Consider the following 21,766-nt stretch of genomic DNA (forward strand, 5'->3'; position numbering starts at 1 on the left):
TTTTAAATTATTCTTCCAGGATTTCCTACAACTTTTTTTCCGTCTGCAATATCATTGATAATCACAGATCCCGCCCCTATTACTACGTCTTTTCCAATATTAATACCTTGCTTAATAACTGAATTTGCCCCTACAAAACTTCTTTCTCCAATTGTGACATTTCCAGCTAAAACTGCTCCTGGAGCAATATGAACTGCATCATGTAAAATGCATTCATGCTCAATTATACAGCCCGTATTTAAAATTACATTTTTCCCAATTTCTGCTAGAGAATTAACTACAGCATTCTTGTTAATAAAAGTTCCACTCCCTATGATTGCGGTTTTAGAGATATGTGCGCTTTTATCAATAATTATTTCAACATTTTTTCCTTTACTTTCTATTAAATTGGCAATTTTTTGTCTTATCCGATTATCACCAATACCAATAAAAAATAAGAAATTATTTTTCCAACCGATAAAGTCATCATTGTTTTCAAAACCCAAATATTTAAGATTATAAGGGTTTAATGAAGTTTCTTCTTTATCTGAATAACCAATAATTTCAAAATCGCTTTCCAAAATAGTTTCTATCACAACATAACCATGTCCTGAGTAGCCTATTAAAATAATTTCTTTATTTGACAAAATATATATATAAAGTATTGTCTATATTTAGGTATACCACTTATTCACTTCAATGTTTGCTGCTTTTGGCAAATCATTAGTATCTAATCTAGGTAATTCTAAAGGATTATCTAAAGACAAATCTGAAACTTCAACCCGTGTAGTCATTCCAACTTTGAAATTATAATTTTGAAGCAAGCTTAATGTATCTGCATTATAATTCCCGTATGGGTAACAAATCGATGCATAATTCAAATCACCTCCTACAGCTTTTATAAACTCTAACGATTTTTCAATTTCAATCTTTTGATTTTCACGTGATAAACTTCCAAGCCAATAATGGTCATAGCCATGTGAACCAATATGCATGCCATTTTTACACATACATTTTATCTGATCTAAACTCATATAAAGCTCACGACTAAAGATGCTTTCATCTACTCCTATTATTTCTTTGAACAGCTCATCAGTAATTATTTTTCTTAAATTCTCTTCCAGTTCGACTTGCAATAATCTTTTGATAAAAATTACTTCTGCTATATCATATCTATTCTCTTTGGCTAATTTTGTGTAATAATATAAATTACTCTCTAATTTATATTCTACTCTATATTTATCTAATAATATATAAATTTTCTTGATTATTTCATTTATGTTTTCCTGCGCAGCTAAAATAAAATGTATTTTATTGACATCTAACATCGAATTTTCCATTACTGCTCTAACAGGAGCAAAAAAACTACCTTGAATACCCATATTGTTCAACACAGGATAAACTACATTAAAATGATCTATGTATGCATCATCAAATGTTAATAAAACTGCATTTTTGGGCAATAACGTTTTATTGTAATAGCTGTCAATCATTTCTTCCATCGTAATGAAATTATAATTTTTTGCTAAAAATTCTATTTGACCTTTAAAATCGTTTTTATCAAGGCCTTTAATATTTGGATACTTACTATGTATTAAGTCTCTTACATAGTGATACATTACGATTGTAACTTTATGACTCATTTTGTATAATATTTGGTCGATCCTGATCTGAATCTCCTTTAAAAATTACATACGGCTCATAGAGGCTCTTATATGCAAAGTGAATCTCATTATTAGATTTAATAAAAGGTTCGAAATAATTAGGAATAATCTCGGAATTGCTTTTCTTCAAAAAACCCATTTGATAAAATGTTATTTCATCAATTCCAAAATTTAAAAAATCCACATACTCTGAATTTTCATCATCAAGAATTCTATTCAATTCAGCCGTAATGTTTTTGACTCTTGACAAATCCCCTAATACATCAACCACTCGAATACAAGAAGTTTCTTCAACCTCTATTTTTCTAACAACCAGTACAGAAATAATTTCAGATGATTTTTTTATCAACCAAAACTTATATTTATAAAATGGATGCCTTTCATATCTGTTAATAAAATAGTCTGCACTTTTAAGAGGTTTATAATATGGCTCAGGTAATTTCTGCACTTCAAATAGAGTATTAACAACTTCTATTTCCTGATCCAATTCCGAATTATTAAAAAACTTCGACTTTTTATCTTGTATTGAAATAATTTTAAAATTATCAATTTTGGGGTTTGTATAATAATAGTGATTTAATTCCCCTATTTTATATTTCAAAATCTTATAAATTTTCTCTACATTTTTATTTATACCTATTGAACCAATAGATGAAGGATTACGAAATTTTTGTAAATGATATAAAAGATCCATCCCTACACCAGGGTAATTATCATCTCCTTTCCATAATGCTAGCCATAAATCCAATCCATCAGATTTCAATCTAACATCAAAATGATTTGTTGGTATATATCCTAATACAGCAATTATCTCATTATTATTTTCAGCATAAGCAACTAAATAATTTAAATTTAAATCCAAACCATGTTGCCACAATAATAATTTTTTTGATGTGACAAAAATGTGATTTGCATTCCAATTATTTTTTATGAATACTTGAAGAGAATCAATTTGATTTTTTTCTAAAACTTTTATTTGATACATTACTTTTTAAAATTAAAATTATTGACAGCTATAGCCCCCATCAATAATATAGTCCGATCCAGTTATCCACTTAGATAAGTCCGACAATAAGAATGCACACAAATTAGCAACATCTTCTGGTTTTCCAATTCCTAATGGATGTCTTCTATCAATATCTAACAAAGATTCTTCTGAGAGTTCTGTTTTTATCTTTTGAAACATTTCTGTATCTACCATTCCCGGCAAAATCGAATTTACTCGGATTTTTTTATTTGCTAATTCCAAGGCCATAGCCTTAGCCCCAGTTACTAATGCGGCTTTACTACTACAATAACCTATTTTACCACTTACCCCTAGTAAACCCGTAACAGAACTAATAAAAACAAAACTTGCTCCTAGACTATTATAATACTTTTTCTTTGATAAAATTTTCGAAAACTCAAAAGCAGCGATAGCATTTGTAGAGAATAATTCATTATATTTTGAATAGTTCATAATTTGCAAAGGCATCGTTAATTCAACACCTGCGCAATGCACAAATCCATCTAACTTGCCGATTTTATTAACGCAATCCGAAACTAAATTCTCGATATTATCGAAATCTGTAACATCCATTTGATACGACAAGTGACCATAACCCTCTAAAAGAGTCATGGTTTGATTTAGTCTAGTTTCATTTCTACCTACTAGAATAACTTTTGCACCGATCTTAGATAATATCACGGCACACTCCCTACCAAGACCAGAAGAAGCCCCAGTAATTAATATGTTTTTATCTTGCAGAGAAATCATTAATCAACAAATTTCTCATTACCAATCAATGCCATTAGTTCACCTAAACTTTCTATTTCATTTAACTGTTTAGATGTTAAGTTTGTTGAAAAATTTTCATCTACGAAAGCGACAATAGTCAATACAAAAAAAGAATCATATTCATCTAAATCTTTTAATTTTGTAGTTTCATCAACACTACTTATAGACTCAATCTCTAAAAACTCAACAAATCTGCTATAAAAATCATTTTTCTTCATAATTAACCAAATTAAATTGTTATTACTGTTGCACCCCAAGAATAACCTACTCCAAAACCACACAACAGAACTTTATCTCCCGTTTTGACTTTATTATCTTCAAGACATTCTTTTAAGGCAATTGGTATAGTTGAAGAGACTGTGTTTCCAATCTCTAAAATATTATTATAAAATTTTTCTGAATCTACCTTCATTTTTTTCCTTAAGTAATCTAACATAAATTTATTAGCTTGATGAAATATGAAGTAATCAATATCTGATATTTCTAAATTGTTCTTTTGTAAAACATCATTAATTAATTTTGGAATCGTTGTAATGGTAAAATTAAAAATTTCAGGACCATTCATAAATAGATCATTCTCTGTTCTTTTGTTGCCATTTTGCGCATCTAACAGTACTGGATCATCTTCTCGAATATTTCTTGCACCACCATTTGGAATAATCAAGTTACACGCTCCATTACCATCTGTTCCATAAACAAACTCATGTAAGCATTCATTTTCATCAACCTCAATAATTGTAGCAGTAGCAGCATCACCAAAAATGCTTCGATTTGCAAAATCTAATTTATTAATATGTTTCGTGTAAGTTTCGCTCGTTACTAATAAAACAGATTTTGCCATATTTGTATTGATTAAACTTTTAGCGATTCCTAAACCATAGATATAACCTGAGCACCCAAGATTAAAATCGAAAGCACCTACATTTTTATTTAAACCAAGTTTAGCTTGTAGAATACATGCTGTAGTCGGAAGAATGTACTCTGGACTTTGAGTGCATAATATTACAAAATCAATTTTGTTTTTATCATACCTTTCAAGGATCTTAGAAGCTGCACTATATGCAAGATCTAATGCTGTTTCATTCTCTTGAACAACATATCTGTTCTTTACACCTACCTTTTCTTCAATTTTAGATGAATCCCAAGTAGGAAACTCCATAGAAATCATATCATTAGTTAATACTTTTTCTGGAAAAAAAGATTCAATAAATTTAATTTTTGAATTAATCATGTTTTTTTTGTGAGATTAACTTAATTTATATCTTAACACTACTTGGAATATTAACTATTCTTTCTTCTAAAAACTCGGAGTTAATTTGCTCATCTCTTTGGCAATTACTATACATGGGCAAACGATACATTAACTGCCAAATAGGCCTAGTCATCACTTTATTCTCATTTGTTGCTTTTAGAAACAAATCACGATCGTTCTTATTTTCTAATTCTACACACATCAACCAATAATTAGCTTTTGTATCTGGAGTTTCGGTTCTAAATTTCACACCATTAGATAAAAAAAACGTTTCATATTCCCTTGCCAATTTTCTTTTGTTTTCGAGAAAATTATTTAATTGCTCTAATTGAGCACATGCAAGAGCAGCATTTAAATTTGGCATTCTAAAATTATATCCCATCTCATCGTGAACATATTCGTATGGATGTGGAATTTTTGCTGTAGTAGTTAAATATTTACCTTTCTCTCCTAATTTAAAATCATTTGTAACAATTGCACCACCACCACCACATGTTACTATTTTATTTCCATTGAATGAAAATGCACCAAGTTTTCCAAAACTACCTGTTGGTTTTCCTTTATATTCAGAACCTAATGATTCTGCAGCATCCTCAACAACAGGAATTTTCCACTTATCGCAAACTTCTATTAATTCATCAAGGCGAACAGGAAAACCAAAAGTATGCATTGGTAAACAAGCACTTATCCTGTTTCCTGTTTTTTTATTATAACAACCATCTTCGCGTAAATCTCCAAACTCCTCTAAAAAAAAAGCAACAGAATTGGGTGACAATCCCATTGTATCTAAATCAACATCTAAAAAAACCGGTGTAGCATTTAAATAACTTATAGAATTGGCTGTTGCAACAAAAGTTAAAGCTTGTGTTAAAACTTCATCTCCACTTTTTACTCCAATTAAACGCAAAGCTACTTGTATAGCAGCTGTACCGTTTACAACAGCAACTGCTTTTTGGGTATTAGTAATGCTTTGCATCATTCCTTCAAACTGGTCCACATAGGCTCCCACAGAAGAAACAAAAGTAGAATCTATTGTGTCAATTAAATATTTTTTTTCATTACCTCCAAAATGAGGAACATGAAGAGGTATAAAATTTTCCGTTTTGTACTGTTCTTTTATAAAAGAAATAGTAGAATTAATAGCATTATTCATAATTACATTTTCGAATCTAAATACTTACCCGTTTCTTTATGTCCAAAATTCGGAATCATTGTGTGGAATAAATCAACAATTTCTTCCTTTTTCCATTCTTTATTTACTTTCATCTCTGCTATTTTTTTAGAAAAATTTTCCAACTTATCCTGTTTAAAAATAGCATCATTCTTTATAACGCCTAAGTTCTCAAAACGTTGCATATCAAGTATTTCGTTTTCTGTAAAAAATTCTTCAAAATCTTTTTCACCAGTAGTGTCACTGGCTGTAAATAGGCATGGCCACTTTTTCTCTTTAATTAGTTCTTCAGACTTATCTCTAGCTTCTTCTTCAGAACGACAAGAATAAGCTTCATAACCTAATTCTGCCAAATATTTAATTGCAATATCAGCGAATGTAATTAAATGTAAATTTTCACTTAATTTAGGAAAAAAAACATCTCTATTTTCACCAAAAATACAGGACATCAAGCAGAGCTCTCCAGATTCTTTTGGTGTAACAAAGTATCTTTTAATATCATTTGGTGCGACAATAGGTTGTTTTTTTATAATTCGCTGATTAAATCCATGTAACAACGATCCATCCGAAAAAGCAACATTTGCAAAACGAGCTGTAGAAATTTTAATTTGCTCGCTCTTACGCATTAAGTACATTTCCATGATTCTTTTTGAAGCCCCCATCATGTTAACTGGATTAGCAGCCTTATCTGTAGAAACACAAAAATATTTTTTTACGCCATTTTGTATCGACTGCTGTAATGTTTTTTCTGTATTAAAAACATTGACATCAATCATTCGCATCAAAGTAAAAGAATCCTTTTCACTTCGAACATGTTTCAATGCTGATAGATTTAAAACATAATCGTACTTACCATCAGATTTAATAAATGCATCATATTCTACCGATCCTATATCTAGTGCAAATGTTTGAAAATCACCATCAATATATCCAAGAGAACTTCTTATATCCCTCACAAGCTCTACCATATTGTTCTCACTAATATCAACAACATGCAATTTAGCCGGATTTCTTTTGAATATTTCTTTAGTTACCGCTTGACCTATTGAACCAGCTCCTCCTATAACCAAAAACGAAGATTCATTAACTATTTCTTTCAATTTAGTTTCGTAATTGAAAATATCCTTTTCAAATATTTCTTCTTCCCTACCAATTAGTTTCAAAATATTCATCTATCTTTTATATAAAAATTCTTTAATAACTTATTTCGTAAAATCGATTAGCACTCTCCTAAAAACAAAAAACAAAATAGCAATAAGACATCCTAAAAAACCTCCCATTAGCAAGCCTCTTGCTTTCTCAAATTTTTCTTTTGGTAATGGTAAAACAGGCCTGTCAATAACTTGAATTAAAGGCGTATCTTTTCTTAAAGTTACTTTCGCAAGCTCGCTTTGTTTCACTAGTTCAGTAAGTATCGCTGTATTTGCTTGAACATCTACTTGCCGTCTAGCAGATGGAGTCCTTCGTACATTTAATGCAGGATTAAGATTAAATGTATTATCATTAGCAATTGCTACTCCAGTAATTGCACCATTAAGTTCATTTCGAATAGAATCAACTTGTCTCTCTAAAACAGCCATATTAATTCTAGCTTTTTTACTTTTAGTCTCTATATAAAATTTACCTACTTCGTTTACTAAAGTTTCGCAAAAAAATTTTGAAAATAATTCATTTTTAGAAGAAACATTAATATTAATAATCGCTACTTTTTTATCCCTCTGTCCAACTGAAAATCCTTCTTTTGACAGAGCATTGTACATTACTCCTAAAAGGCTATCTTGCACACGTGTAAATTTTTTACGATTAGAATTTGGTAAAAATTGAACATTAGACAATCTTTGATCCTTTTTCCAATTTTCTCTCCATCCATTGGTCTGAATGTACATCTCAGCTAAAGAAATTTCCTTACCGTTTACATTTACATTGGAAAGTAATGTTTTCTCAACCATAGATCTAGATTTAAACAACTCTGTTAAATTTGATCCTGAAAAAACTCCTCCACCTCCACTTCCTCCTAAATCTAATCCGAATGAACTTGCTAAACCTAATGCTCCTCCAATTCCTCCTCCTGCTTTATCATCTTCTAAGGCAAAAGATAAATTGGCTGTATAAATCGGCTTTTTAACAAATGAATAAACTAACCCAATACAAGAACCTAAAATTCCTACCAATAGTACTACTTTCCATTGTGAACGTATATAAAAATACCATTCTTTTCCTTTTCCTAACAACTCTTTAAGCGAAATTTCCTCGCTTTCTATAATCGATTTATTATCCATTAATATTATTTAAATGCGGTTACAATTAATAAAGCTAAACTAGATATGACGCTGCCAATTCCAACCCACTCTCCAGCTGACATCTTCTTAGATTGTGGCTTTTCAGGAACAACGATTTGAGAATCTGGTTCAACAGTAGGATATGATCTAAAAAACAAAAATGAAGTAGTGACAGCTGCTTTACCATTAGGGTAAATTATATATGCCTTTTTCTTCCATCCTTTATTGTCAACACCTCCAACCGAGTTTAGATAGTACTTAAATCCTTTTCCTTTTCTATATGGAATTTCAGAAGTCAACAACACATTACCTGTTACTTTCACTCCTTCATTATAAACTGCCACCTCTATTTCATCACCAGGAAACAAAGTAACATTCGAATAATGATTTTTATCTTTTACAATTTTTTCCCAGTTTACAGGAATTGTTGCAAATTTTAATTCATCTCTAAGTTTTTTTGATAATTTAGAAGTAAGTGTATCTTTTTGTTTTACATCTAATTCTTTCCCGTCTTCACCAACTTGTTTTTTCTCAAGATTAAGATTTATACTCTCTAATTGTTCAATCTGCTTCTCTTTGATTGGTCTTTTAATTTTCATACCATCCAAGTTAGCAATTGAAGTCAATCCACCTGCCCTCATTACAACGTTGTAAACGGTCTCTTTTTTATTAGCCAAAACATATTTGCCTGGATAAGTAACAGCTCCACTAACCTTAACCATTTCCGGTTTTTCGTAAACTGCCATTTTTCTTATATTAATAACATCAAAAGGTTTTAATACAAAATTCTTAATCTGCTCGTTATTATTTGCTGTAATTTCAAGCTCAACCAATTCAATTCTCTTTGGGTCGGCATCATCAATTACATCGGACTTTACCATTCTGGCAATTTCAACTCTTTTTGATGCTGAGCCTGTCAAACCACCAACCTGAACTACCAGGTCATTCAACGTTAAATTTTCAAAATACTCATATTCACCTGGATTCTTAACTTCTCCATCGATCGTTACCTTGTATTCTTCTTTAAATTCCAGAATAGAATATACTGTAACAATATCTTCCCTTTTAAGTTCAATATCAGCATTCAAATCACCTGACAAAGCAGCACTTAAATCCACATTTACAATCTCGGTTGTTAGATCTGTCTTTAAGCGAAGAATTCTCGCTCTTTTTGTATAGGCATCTTCTTTTAGCCCTTCAGCTCTAGTGATAAGGTCTGAAATTCGCATTCCTTCATTATACGAATAGTAATCTGGTCTAAAGACTGCTCCTTCGATTTTAATACGATTTTCAAATCGGTTTAAAATCTTTGTAACTTTAAAAACGTCTCCGGACTGTGGAACATAGGATCCATATTCACTTTCGTTGATATCATGAACTTTAAATTCTTTTCCAGTTTTCTGTAATACATTTACCGACGCAGTATAAGCGAACTCATTAAAACCAGACGCAAAATTTAAAAGATCAGCGAATTTCTCACCCTTTTTCATTTCAAAAATCCCAGGTCTTTTCACTTCTCCTTCAACTACCACTCTTTGCGTATAAGCTGGAATTCTGATGACATCATTATCCTTCAAACTAACATTATCAGACTGGTCCCCTTTTACTAAAAACTTATAAATATCTACATTTCTATAAACTCTGTTATTACGAATTAGTTCTATATTTCTATAACTGCCATTTTTACCAGGGCCACCTGCTAAGTGCAAGGCATTGTAAACAGAAGCCAAAGATGAAATTGAATAATTCCCTGGCTGTTTTCCTCCTACAATGGTTACTTTAATTGTTCTAATATCACTTAAGCTAACACTAACCTGAGATTGTCCGGATCTAACTGTACTATAAACTCTTGCAATTGCAGCTTTAATTTTTTGTGAAGCGGCCTCTATAGACATTCCGGCTACTGCTATCTGCCCAACATTCTGAATAGTAATCTTACCTTCAAAGTTTACCGGAACGGTATCGTCAAATTGCTGAACACCATATACGCTAACTTCTAATTTATCCCCTGGCCCCAAAATATAATTTACTGGGGTTGCCATTTTCAAATCCGGTTCGAAATTTAAAGTGGGATTATCAAATAATTCGGATCCGAAAATCAAAGCATTTAATGAATCTTTTATTTTTTCATTTTTAATTTTTTCTTGTTTCCTTCCAAACTCAGAATCCTTATCTTCTGCTTTTGTTTTTGTTTTATTGTCTTTATTCTTATCTTTCGAAGCGTCTTTTGAATTTTTCTTCTCGAATTCGGCAAGTTTCACCTTCAACTTGTTAAATTCAGTCTGATTCATCCCTTTGGACAAAGCCATTGATTCAACCTGATCAATTGTTGCATTATTGCTCTTTAACTGAGCACTAATTTTAGCCAAATCGTCGTCTGACAAATAATCCACTTTTACAGTACTCAAATCTTTTGATTTAAGAATGTCCTGAGCACTTGCATTAAAAGACACAAGTAAAGTAAAAAACAGAGTAAGAACGTATATTATCTTTTTCATATTTAAATTATAATTTAACCGTTTCGTTTAAAAGAAATTATTTATTGTTTAAGAGTATTGTTTTTGATAGTAATCCTTATAAGAACCAGAAGTTACATTTTGTAACCATTCTTCGTTATTCAAATACCAATTTATTGTTTTTTCTAAACCTTCTTCAAAGGTAACAGATGGTTTCCATCCCAATTCTTTATTAATTTTTGAGGCATCAATGGCATAACGTAAATCATGTCCCGGTCGATCCTTCACATAAGTAATCAATTCCTGTGAAGCTCCTTCATTTCTACCTAATTTCTGATCCATAATTTGGCATAGTAGCTTTACCAAATCTATGTTCTTCCATTCATTAAATCCTCCAATGTTGTAGGTTTCATGATTTTTACCCTCATGAAAAACTAAATCTATTGCAATCGCATGATCTTCGACAAAAAGCCAATCGCGTGTATAATTACCATCTCCGTAAACGGGTAATGGCTTATTATTTATGATATTATTTATGAAAAGCGGAATTAATTTTTCAGGAAAATGGTACGACCCGTAATTATTAGAGCAATTCGTCAAAACATAAGGCAAACCATAAGTTTCTCCATAGGCTCTCACAAAATGATCAGAACTTGCTTTAGAAGCGGAGTATGGGGAATTAGGATCGTATGATGTTGTTTCTGTAAAAAGTCCTTCAGTTCCAAGCGAGCCATAAACTTCATCCGTACTGATATGATAAAATCGTTTACCTTCAAAATTATCTTTCCATTGATTTTTTGCAGCGTTTAATAAATTCATTGTTCCGATCACATTCGTTTTCACAAAGGCTAATGGATCTTCAATAGAGCGATCAACATGTGACTCTGCTGCTAAATGCAAAACGCCATCGAAATTATGAAGGGAAAAAAGTTCATTTATAAAAGTTTCATCTACGATATCTCCTTTTATAAATGTATAATTAGGTTTATCCTCAATATCTTTAATATTCTCAAGATTTCCGGCATAAGTCAAAGCATCTAAATTAAAAATTTGATACTCCGGGTATTTATTTACAAAACGTCTTACCACATGTGAACCAATAAAACCAGCGCCTCCAGTTACAAGAATTTTCTTCATATTAATTTCAAATTAATTTAACAATTCTGAATTTTGCCTTTCTAATTCACAATATAAATCTTTTACATCTTGCGAGCTTTCCTTTTGAAGGATCAAGTTTGCAGTACTAGTATAGACAAAAATTGTATTTCTCAATCCTAAAAATGCAGTATATTTTTCGGTACCAATAACCATGTTTCCGTTATCATCTATAGAATGACCTCTAGAAACTAAATAATCGTAAACCGATTCAAAAGAACCTAAATCAGACCATGAGAATGCCGCAGGAACTACTTTTATTTTCTTACTGCGTTCCATCACAGCATAATCGATACTTATTGACGGGATTTCTAATGATAAATTTAAATCTAAAAACCCTTCTTTGTTTACTTCCCAAACTGCTTTTGACTTTTCAAAAACATCGGGTTGATATTGCTTTAGCTCTTCTAATAAAACTCCCGCTTTAAAACAAAACATACCACTATTCCATAAAAAATTTCCTCTTGCTATAAAATTTTTAGCTGTTGTCTCGTTTGGCTTTTCACGAAATGAAATCACTTCATCACCTCTTGATTCAATATAGCCATATCCGGTTTCTGGCTTAGTTGGAATAATCCCAAAAGTTACTATGAAACCTTCTTTTGCCTTCACGACAGCTTCATTTATAGCTTTATTGTAATCTTCCATCTTTTCAATAATATGATCAGAAGGTGTTACAATTAAAATATCATCCGGATCAGAAGCAAATGCAGCAAAAGCAATTGCAGCAGCAGTATTACGAGGAGTCGATTCAACAATATTAACATAAGCCTTTTTAGACTTACCCATCACTTTCGCACTAAGGACATGGTTATCAACATTGCCAACCACCATAACTTTATCTGCTAAATGACTATTGCGATCTACAGTCATTTCAAATAAGGACTTCCCTTCAAACATTTCCAAATATTGCTTTGGCTGACTTTTCCTTGAAAGGGGCCACAATCTGCTACCAACTCCTCCGGTCAAGATCACATGTATGATTGAATTACTTGTTTTCATTTTTCTTTAAATAAAAAAGAGCCAGTACTATAACCTGTTATCGGCTAAAGTACCTAAGACTCCTTTTACATCGTATAATAAACTATTTTCTTTTTGCAATTCTGAAAATTCCAATTTTAAAAATTCTTTATGCGCTACTCCAAGTACAATAGCATCAAATTTTTCTTTTGGAACAGAATTAATAGTTTCTAATTTATATTCTTTTCTAACTTCTTCTATATTAGCTAACGGATCGTATAATGTAACAGCGATTCCGTATTCTTTTAACGCTTTGATTACATCAACAATTTTTGTATTTCTAACGTCCGGGCAGTTTTCTTTAAATGTAATTCCAAGCATCAGAAGATTTGCTCCATTAACTGAAATTCCTTTTTTAATCATCAATTTTACTACCTGAGAAGCGACATACTCCCCCATGCTGTCATTCAAACGTCGTCCTGCCAAAATTATTTCAGGATGATACCCAAATTCCTGGGCTCTCTGTGCTAAATAATAAGGATCTACACCAATGCAGTGACCTCCAACCAATCCTGGTTTGAAAGGTAAAAAGTTCCATTTTGTAGCAGCAGCATCTAATACTTCCTGTGTATCGATATTCATTAAATTGAATATCTTAGCTAGTTCATTTACAAAAGCTATATTAATATCCCGTTGAGAATTTTCTATAACTTTTGCAGCTTCAGCTACTTTTATTGAAGGTGCCAAATGTGTTCCGGCAGTAATTACAGATTTATAAAGTGTATCCACTTTTATTCCAATCTCTGGGGTTGATCCTGAAGTTACTTTTAAGATCTTCTCAACAGTATGCTCTTTATCTCCCGGATTTATTCTTTCAGGAGAATATCCTGCAAAAAAGTCCTTATTGAATGTCAATCCTGAAAATTTTTCTAGAACTGGTACACACTGCTCTTCAGTAACCCCTGGATATACTGTAGATTCATAAATTACAACATCTCCCTTTTTTAATATCTTACCAACTGACTCACTCGATTTGTATAAAGGAGTTAAATCTGGGCGATTATTTTTATCGACCGGAGTTGGAACAGTTATCACAAAGTAGTTGCAATCTGCTATATCATTAAGTGAAGTAGTGCAATATAAGCCTATCTGAGAATTAGAATTATCCACCAAAACTTTCTGTAAAGTCTCGTCATCTACTTCTAGTGTAGTATCTGTACCCGATTTTAGAGAAGAAACTCGCTCTTCATTTATATCAAAACCAACAACTGCATATTTAGTAGCAAATAATCTGGCTAAAGGTAAACCAACATAACCTAGGCCGATAACAGCTATTTTTATGTTTCCATCCAACATGTATTCTTTTTTATCCACTTCAGTCATTTCAATTCACGGCTTCGCCCTTCTGAGTCACAAAATTTTTGACACAGATACCCTAAAATCATTTTCGGCAAATATAGTATATTAACTCAATTTAATCAATACGGCTTCCCGTAATACTTAAAAATATAGACTATTAAAAAAAAACAGCTCAATAACCCACTCTCAATCAGTATGCAAAAAATCACATTATAAAAAAAACAGAGAAATAAAATCTTAAACTAAAGAATTTCACCCTCTGTTTTAACTGAAATCGCTAAACTATAACTAAATTATTTGTATTTTATTTTAAGAACACAGCCCAAAGATTCTAAAACCAATATATAATGTGTATTTGAAACCTCCTGAACAATCGCTTCCTGATTACTAAAAACTCCTGCTTCTATTTTTATCCGATCTCCGGCCTGAATTGAAGTTACTGATATATCACTTATATTTGGAGCCTTAAGACTTGCTTTTATGCTATTAATTTCTTCATCACGAACAATTGCAGGTTTACCCAGCCAAAACAAATAGCGCACTACTCCTGCTATCTGAAAAACAGAATTACGATCAATATCTTTCAATTGAACAAATACGTATGAATTGAAAAGAGGAACTTCAATTTTCTTCTTTCTGTCTGACCATTCTTTCACCTGAGTGATTAGTGGACAATAACATTCAATACCTATTTGACTCAGTCTATCCGCAACTTTCTTCTCCCATTTAGGCTTTGTATAAACAACATACCAATTCATAATTTCCTTTTACAATGAATAAAATTTCCAACACCGTCTTTCTTCTTTTATATCAAATTTTACTTCAATACCAATCTCAATTAGGAACCTATCCCATTATAAATAAAACCAATTGACTCCAGTTCTTTCGCATTTAAGATATTTCTTCCATCAAAAAGGAAAGCCGGCTTATGCATTGAATCATATATTCTTTGCCAGTCGTAAGTGGTAAACTCATCCCATTCTGTTAAAACAGCTATAGCGTGAGCATCTTTACAAGCCTCATAAGCGTTATCAAACGTTACAACTCTGGCTTTATTCTCTTCAACTGACCTCGTCTCCAAATAATTTAAATCACTCTGTATTTTATTGCCAGAAACTTTAGGATCATAAACCGCTATACTTGCCTGTTCATTAATCAAATCATCCGCCACATAAATTGCCGCAGATTCTCTGGTATCATTTGTATCTTTTTTGAATGCCCAGCCTAAAAAGGTAATCTTCTTATCCGCAACCGTATTGTATAGCGTCTGAACAATTTTATTAGAAAATCTTTTCTTTTGATGATCATTCATTATAATCACCTGTTCCCAATAATCGGCAACCTCGTTCAAACCATACGATTTTGCTATATATACCAAATTGAGAATATCTTTTTGAAAACAAGAGCCTCCAAAACCAACTGATGCTTTCAAGAATTTAGGTCCTATTCTACTATCCATTCCAATAGCACGAGCGACCTCGTTAACATCGGCACCTGTTTTTTCACACAATTCAGACATTGCATTTATAGACGAAATACGTTGTGCTAAAAAAGCATTTGCTGTTAATTTAGACAATTCTGACGACCAGACATTGGTGGTTAAGATTTTATCTTTGCTTACCCAGTTTGCATAAACATCAACTAAAGCATTTATCGCCACTTCGCCTTCTGGTGTTGTATCGCCTCCGATCAGGATTCTATCAGGATTTAATAAATCAGTAACAGCAGTTCCTTCGGCTAGAAATTCCGGATTCGATAAAATCTGAAACTGTACTCCATTTCCGGTATTATCCAAAATACTTTTTATTGCTTCGGCCGTGCGCACTGGCAAAGTCGATTTCTCAACAACAATTTTATTCTGTTTCGCTACTTTTGCGATTTGTCTGGCACACAATTCAATATATTTTAAATCGGCGGCCATACCTTTCCCTTTTCCGTAGGTTTTAGTTGGGGTATTTACAGAAATAAAGATTACCTGAGCCTCATCAATCGCCTTTTCTACTTCTGTTGAAAAGAAAAGATTCCTCCCTCTGGCCTCTGCTACTATTTCCGAAAGTCCCGGTTCGTAAATCGGAATATTATTCGTATCAGGATCGTTCCAGTCTTTAATTCTTTGCTCGTTCAAATCGACAACAGTCACTTGAATATGTGGACATTTTTGAGCAATTACTGCCATTGTTGGACCTCCAACATAACCTGCACCAATGCAACAAATTTTTGTAATTTTCATTTACTTTACTATTATCTTGATCCTTGTTTTTATTTTAAATTATTCCAGTACCAGCTTACAGCCTCTTTTAAACCATCTTGTAAGGAGTATTTTGGATCATACCCCAATACAGTCCTCGCTTTATCGATACTTGCTAATGAATGCGGAATATCTCCTGCTCTATTGGGTCCATATACAATTTCTACCTCTCCAATTTTTGAATCGAACTCACTCAAATATTCTTTTAAATATCCAATCAAATCATTTAAAGAATTTCGATCACCAAAGGCTGTATTGTAAACCGTATTAATTGCAGCAGGATTCTGGCTTGTCATTGCCAATTCGTTCATCTGAATTACATTATCGATATAAGTAAAATCACGAGAATAATTCCCATCGCCGTTAATCACCGGACTTTCATATTTCATGAGTTGCATCACAAACTTCGGAATTACTGCTGCATAGGCCCCATTAGGATCTTGTTTTCTTCCAAAAACATTAAAATACCGCAATCCGATAGTTTCTAATCCATAGGTTCTACTAAAAATCTCAGCATATAATTCATTTACATACTTTGTGATGGCATACGGAGACAGGGGTTTCCCTATAACTTCTTCTACCTTTGGTAATCCTTGAGAATCTCCATAAGTTGATGAACTTGCCGCATATATAAACCTTTTAACTTTTGCATCACGAGCAGCTACCAACATATTTAAAAAGCCGGAGACATTTACATCATTTGTTGTAATAGGATCATTGATTGATCTCGGAACAGAACCTAAAGCAGCCTGATGCAAAACATAATCGACTCCTTCAACTGCCAAAACACAATCAGCACTATTTCGAATATCTCCTTCAATTAATTTAAAATTAGAGTTCGAAATAAAATCCTTTAAATTATGGTGATGCCCCGTTGAAAAATTATCCAGACAAATTACTTTATGACCAAGTCCTAAAAAATACTCAGACAAATTCGATCCAATAAATCCTGCACCGCCAGTAATCAAAATTGTATATTGTTTTGATGTATCCATTTATTTCGAATTATTTTTTATTAAACTTCTTCAAAATTCTACTCCATAAACTTACTTTCACTTCCTCATCATGGTAACCATTTGCATAAGCACCATAACCATACCCATAAGCGGCACCGTATTTTGCCTTATTCTCATAACCATTTAAAACGATGCTCGCGTTATTCAACTCGCCTCTTTTAACTCTGGTATTCAGCAAGGTAATCATATCCTTTTTGGTATAATTCTGTCTTACTATATATAGTGTCACGTCTGCAAATTGTGCCAATTCTAATGCATCCGAAACTAATCCAACCGGAGGCGTATCCAAAATAATATAATCATACTTTTGTTTCAGTTCCAGGATTAATTCCCCCATCGCATCACTCAGAATAAGTTCTGAAGGATTTGGTGGAATTGGCCCTGAAAGTATAACGTCAAGATTGGGAATCTGCGTCTGGTTTGTAATTTCACTTAAACTATTTTGTTTAATGAGGTAATTCACAACACCTATTTGATTTTTTAAATTAAACTCATCTGCCAATCTGGGTTTTCTCAAATCCAAACCAAGAATTACGGTTTTCTTTTCACTCAAAGCAAATACTGTCGCAATATTGATCGAACAAAAAGTCTTCCCTTCACCACTTATAGACGAGGTAATCATTAACGTTTTTGAACCACTTACCTGTTGTTTTTTATACAAAAACTGCAACGAAGAACGAATAGCTCTAAATGCTTCAGATAATGCCGATTTTGGCTTGTCAAATACGGCCAGATTCAAAGAGTCTTTGTTTACACCAATGATTCCAATTAACGGTATCTGAGTCAATTTACTAACATCTTCGGTATTCTGAATCGAATTATTCACAAAGAAAATTCCAAAAACGAATAACAACGGAAGTAGTGTACCCAGAAACAAGGCCAATACATAATTCACAGAAGTTTTAGGACCGATTAATCCGCCTCCAATATCTTTCGCAGGATCAATAAAATGAATGTCTGACAAATTGGACGCTTTTACGATCTCAGCTTCATTTCTTTTTTTCAGAAATTCTGTGTAAATATTGTCACTTAAGTCATATTTTCTTTGAATCTTTAACAACTCCTGCTGTTCTTCCGGAAGTTTTTTTACAGTACTTTCTGCCTGACCTATTTTCGCATTTACCATAGCTAAATCGGTCAGTAATGATCCTTTTGCAGAAGCTATATTTTCTAATAAAACACTTTTTATAGCCTGCATTTGACTGTCAAAATCCTTGAAAATCTTATCGCTTTTTACTGCATAAGCCATTTCTGATCTTTGTGTAGAAAGCGCAATAAGTTTCGACACATTCACAACAACATTTGGATCTTCAATCCCTGCTACTGTAGGAGCCGGCAATCTTGAATAATCGTTGCTATTATTTAAATATGATTTTAAAGAATTATAATACGCAATTTTTCTTGTGACCTGATCTTTTTCAACATCAAAATCCATTATTTTATCCGAAACCTTAGCACCTCCACCTTCAATTTCGTAAATGTTTTTATCTTTTCTGAACGATTTCAGCTCATTACCTGTTTGCTTCAATTGCGTTTCCATAGCAATAAGAGTACTATCGATAAATCGAATGGTATTTGTCGCAAACTGATTTTTCCCATCAAGCTGAATTTTGATTAACATCTTTACTGTCGAATTCAAATACTCAACCATTCTGGCTTTGTTCGTCCCCTGCATTCCAAGGGTCAGGATCGAACCTCCTTTCTCGTCAGAGTCAACACTTACTCCTCTATAGCGCGATACTGTTCCGTCAAAATCATTAAATCGGACAAAATACTCGTTTCCGGTATATAAACCCGGGTTGTCATTTATCTGTAAATTCCAATTTAAAAAAGGAAGCACAACCGGTTCCCCCGTTTTACATCTTCTTACATATTCTTTGGGCTGAATCGCAGTATTGCTATACGTTTTAGTGGAGTAATTAATTAAGGATGCCGAGTTAGTTTCAAACGGAATTCGGATCTCATACACATTTGGGCTTAAAAACTTAATTCCAATTAATGTATTCGCGAGCTGTGCTTTTGTTTTGTCAATTTTTATATAAAAAGGAACCGCACCGTAAGCATCAACTAAATTGTATTTTCCCTGAACAAGATAATCAATATAAAACTGTAATTTATCGACAACCAGCTCGTTGTGCGATCTTGATTGTATCACAGTTGTGATTCCGTTTACCTGATCTGAAACACCTCCCCAATTAAATACTAAACTTGTATTGGAGGTAAAAAAAGGATTTCGTTCTTCCTTAATCGAAACCATAGTCTGCATTCCGTAAATTTTTTCTTTACGAATGTTTACCTGATAAGCGATAGCAAAAGCTATTATCAGACTGACTAAAAATAATTTCCAGTAACTGGCTATTTTAAGCAAGAATCCCTTAAAATCAAAATTTGAATGATTTTCAAAAATGGAAAAATCTTTTATATCTAACATCTTTTGAATTTAATTTTAGTTTTTAAGCAACAAATATACCGTTGTCGCCAAAGACAAAACCGTAATAATTGTAGTAATCGATTCTATCCCTGTTTTTCCTGTTCCCCAAGATTTTTGCTTAACCGGTTTCACATAAATATAATCGTTAGGCTGTAAATAAAAATAAGGTGATTTCATTACATTTATATCCGTCAGATCTATATCCTGCATCTGAACACCTGTTGGCGTTTGACGAATTACAGTTACTGCTTTTCTATTACCTGTAATGGAGATATCTCCAGCATTTGCAATAGCTTCCATAATATTTACATGTTCCTGAAACAGCGTTTTAGTCCCGGTACTACCTACTTCTCCATTTATGGTATATCTAAAACCGGCCAATTTTACCGTAACAAAAATATTGGCTTCACTTTTAAAATATTCTTCCAGTAGTTTTTTTTCAATTCGAACACGAATCTCTTCAAGAGTATACCCAATAACATTAATTTCTCCTAAAACCGGCATTCTGATATTACCATGATCGTCAACCGTAAATCCATTAAAATACAACCCTGATTCCGATTTCCCTGCTCCCGAAGTAGCACTATCCGTAGTATTAAAAATCGAAACTAACTTAGGATCTATTGCTTTTATATCAATACTCAAAACATCGTTTACCTGTAACCTGTAAGGCTTAGACTCGACAGCAGCAATATTATTCTGCTCTCCGGAGTTATTTTTATCCTGTAAATAAACCATGTCTTTAACCGGAATACAAGATGTAAATAGTATGCTAATCAATAGCAGGATATAAAAGCCGTTTTTTGTCATTAGTGAAATTTTATCGCAAATATAGCTTTTCCTTTAATCTTCAGAAAATCTAAGCGTTATTTGGGTTTATTTAATTGTTTTTGAAAGTTTTTTCGAATGGAACCCGATGTAAAATACTTCGGCCAAGGGTAATTTCATCAGCATATTCCAATTCATCTCCCACCGAAATCCCTCTTGCAATTGTAGAAATTATGATTTCTGATTCCGCAATTTGTTTATAAATATAGAAATTAGTGGTATCACCTTCCATTGTTGAGCTCAGCGCAAAGATGATCTCTACAACTTTTCCGGCTTTGACTTTTTCAACCAGACTTGAAATGTTCAACTGACTTGGACCAACTCCTTCAATTGGAGAAATTTTACCTCCCAGCACATGATAAATTCCTTTGTACTGACCTGTATTTTCAATCGCCATAACGTCACGAATATCCTCGACCACACAGATCGTTTGGTGATTGCGTGATAAATTGGCACAAATTTCGCAGACTTTTGTATCTGAAATATTATGACAATTTTCGCAAAATTTAATATTCTCACGCATATTCAATAGCGCCTGAGATAAAAAACCGGTTTGTTCTTTGGGCTGTTTTAACAAATGCAGCACTAATCGCAATGCCGTACGTTTGCCAATTCCAGGCAACTGAGACATTTCGCTAACTGCTTTTTCTATTAATTTTGATGAAAATTCCATGACGACAAAAGTAATACATTAATATTTCTTTTCAGATCCGATTGAAATTGAGTTTCCCTATTTTTTCGAGCTCAAAAACAAACGAATTAGTACTGATTTGTAGCCAATAAAACCAAAGTACAAGCTACTTCTGCCTTAATATTATTCAATTCTAACAATTGGTAAAATTCAGGATTTTCTGAACCTGGATTAAAAACAACCCTTTTAGGCTGTGCTTCTATAATGTAATTGTAATAATCACGCTGACGGGCAGGATTCAAATACAAAGTTACAGTATCGATATTTTTCACAGGGATTGTTTTCGTATGTATCTTCACACCGGCAACTTCACCAGTATTTTGACCAATTGCCAAAACAGTATGTCCTTTTTCAACTAACATATTTATAGCTCTAAAAGCGTAACGTTCCGGTTTTGTAGTAGCACCAAGAACAAGGGTTTTCTTATTTTTCATCATTTTTAAATATACTGCAAAAGTAATCAAAAAGAATGAGCTTATTTCTAGCTTATCGATTTAGAA

Annotated in this window: 20 protein-coding genes; all 20 read right to left on the bottom strand. The window is 32.6% G+C overall.

The window, feature by feature from the left end:
* Positions 1-2: 2 nt before the first annotated feature.
* The 20 genes from ACN1CN_RS08570 to ACN1CN_RS08665 all read right to left on the bottom strand — a co-directional run bounded on the left by ACN1CN_RS08570 (position 3) and on the right by ACN1CN_RS08665 (position 21,700).
* Complete coding sequence (locus ACN1CN_RS08570) at positions 3-626, bottom strand: acetyltransferase (protein WP_419135361.1); 624 nt, start codon at positions 624-626, stop codon at positions 3-5.
* 27 nt (positions 627-653) lie between these two features.
* On the bottom strand, positions 654-1,622 hold the full coding sequence (locus tag ACN1CN_RS08575) for a polysaccharide deacetylase family protein (RefSeq protein WP_419135362.1): 969 nt from the start codon (positions 1,620-1,622) through the stop codon (positions 654-656).
* Positions 1,612-2,628 (bottom strand): hypothetical protein, encoded by a 1,017-nt coding sequence (locus ACN1CN_RS08580; protein WP_419135363.1) that lies wholly within the window; start codon positions 2,626-2,628, stop codon positions 1,612-1,614. Before ACN1CN_RS08580 ends, ACN1CN_RS08575 begins: the two co-directional genes overlap by 11 nt.
* An 18-nt stretch (positions 2,629-2,646) precedes the next feature.
* Positions 2,647-3,399: an SDR family NAD(P)-dependent oxidoreductase gene (locus tag ACN1CN_RS08585; RefSeq protein ID WP_419135364.1), complete on the bottom strand. Its 753-nt coding sequence runs from the start codon at positions 3,397-3,399 to the stop codon at positions 2,647-2,649.
* Positions 3,399-3,638 carry a hypothetical protein gene (locus ACN1CN_RS08590; protein WP_419135365.1) on the bottom strand — a complete coding sequence of 80 codons (240 nt, stop codon included), beginning with the start codon at positions 3,636-3,638 and terminating at the stop codon, positions 3,399-3,401. The genes ACN1CN_RS08585 and ACN1CN_RS08590 overlap by 1 nt, the downstream gene beginning before the upstream one ends.
* Positions 3,639-3,649: 11 nt before the next feature.
* The gene (locus tag ACN1CN_RS08595; RefSeq protein ID WP_419135366.1) at positions 3,650-4,651 is read right to left on the bottom strand and encodes a 3-oxoacyl-ACP synthase III family protein; all 1,002 of its coding nucleotides are present in this window, start codon (positions 4,649-4,651) and stop codon (positions 3,650-3,652) included.
* Positions 4,652-4,676: 25 nt separating this feature from the next.
* Positions 4,677-5,825: a LegC family aminotransferase gene (locus ACN1CN_RS08600; protein ID WP_419135367.1), complete on the bottom strand. Its 1,149-nt coding sequence runs from the start codon at positions 5,823-5,825 to the stop codon at positions 4,677-4,679.
* Between the two features lie 2 nt (positions 5,826-5,827).
* Entirely contained in the window at positions 5,828-7,015 is a 1,188-nt protein-coding gene (locus tag ACN1CN_RS08605) for a UDP-N-acetylglucosamine 4,6-dehydratase (RefSeq protein WP_419135368.1), read from the bottom strand.
* 30 nt (positions 7,016-7,045) lie between these two features.
* Positions 7,046-8,122 (bottom strand): Wzz/FepE/Etk N-terminal domain-containing protein, encoded by a 1,077-nt coding sequence (locus ACN1CN_RS08610; protein WP_419135369.1) that lies wholly within the window; start codon positions 8,120-8,122, stop codon positions 7,046-7,048.
* Positions 8,123-8,127: 5 nt separating this feature from the next.
* Complete coding sequence (locus ACN1CN_RS08615; protein WP_419135370.1) at positions 8,128-10,620, bottom strand: SLBB domain-containing protein; 2,493 nt, start codon at positions 10,618-10,620, stop codon at positions 8,128-8,130.
* A 48-nt stretch (positions 10,621-10,668) separates the two neighbouring features.
* Positions 10,669-11,715, bottom strand: a complete 1,047-nt coding sequence (gene rfbB / locus ACN1CN_RS08620) for a dTDP-glucose 4,6-dehydratase (protein ID WP_419135371.1) — start codon at positions 11,713-11,715, stop codon at positions 10,669-10,671.
* Between the two features lie 12 nt (positions 11,716-11,727).
* Complete coding sequence (locus tag ACN1CN_RS08625) at positions 11,728-12,735, bottom strand: mannose-1-phosphate guanylyltransferase (RefSeq protein ID WP_419135372.1); 1,008 nt, start codon at positions 12,733-12,735, stop codon at positions 11,728-11,730.
* Between the two features lie 27 nt (positions 12,736-12,762).
* The gene (locus ACN1CN_RS08630) at positions 12,763-14,076 is read right to left on the bottom strand and encodes a nucleotide sugar dehydrogenase (RefSeq protein WP_264525335.1); all 1,314 of its coding nucleotides are present in this window, start codon (positions 14,074-14,076) and stop codon (positions 12,763-12,765) included.
* A 269-nt stretch (positions 14,077-14,345) separates the two neighbouring features.
* The gene (locus ACN1CN_RS08635; protein WP_264525336.1) at positions 14,346-14,810 is read right to left on the bottom strand and encodes a UpxY family transcription antiterminator; all 465 of its coding nucleotides are present in this window, start codon (positions 14,808-14,810) and stop codon (positions 14,346-14,348) included.
* An 80-nt stretch (positions 14,811-14,890) separates the two neighbouring features.
* Entirely contained in the window at positions 14,891-16,282 is a 1,392-nt protein-coding gene (locus ACN1CN_RS08640) for a UDP-glucose 6-dehydrogenase (RefSeq protein WP_419135373.1), read from the bottom strand.
* A gap of 29 nt (positions 16,283-16,311) precedes the next feature.
* Positions 16,312-17,295 (bottom strand): SDR family oxidoreductase, encoded by a 984-nt coding sequence (locus ACN1CN_RS08645; protein ID WP_419135374.1) that lies wholly within the window; start codon positions 17,293-17,295, stop codon positions 16,312-16,314.
* Between the two features lie 10 nt (positions 17,296-17,305).
* Positions 17,306-19,747 carry a polysaccharide biosynthesis tyrosine autokinase gene (locus tag ACN1CN_RS08650; protein ID WP_419135375.1) on the bottom strand — a complete coding sequence of 814 codons (2,442 nt, stop codon included), beginning with the start codon at positions 19,745-19,747 and terminating at the stop codon, positions 17,306-17,308.
* 15 nt (positions 19,748-19,762) lie between these two features.
* On the bottom strand, positions 19,763-20,557 hold the full coding sequence (locus ACN1CN_RS08655) for a polysaccharide biosynthesis/export family protein (protein WP_264525340.1): 795 nt from the start codon (positions 20,555-20,557) through the stop codon (positions 19,763-19,765).
* Positions 20,558-20,627: 70 nt separating this feature from the next.
* Complete coding sequence (recR, locus tag ACN1CN_RS08660) at positions 20,628-21,248, bottom strand: recombination mediator RecR (protein WP_264525341.1); 621 nt, start codon at positions 21,246-21,248, stop codon at positions 20,628-20,630.
* A gap of 86 nt (positions 21,249-21,334) precedes the next feature.
* On the bottom strand, positions 21,335-21,700 hold the full coding sequence (locus tag ACN1CN_RS08665; protein ID WP_173967248.1) for a CoA-binding protein: 366 nt from the start codon (positions 21,698-21,700) through the stop codon (positions 21,335-21,337).
* Between the last annotated feature and the right edge of the window lie 66 nt (positions 21,701-21,766).

The sequence above is a fragment of the Flavobacterium sp. T12S277 genome, from assembly GCF_048514875.1.
In the GTDB taxonomy this organism is placed as follows: domain Bacteria; phylum Bacteroidota; class Bacteroidia; order Flavobacteriales; family Flavobacteriaceae; genus Flavobacterium.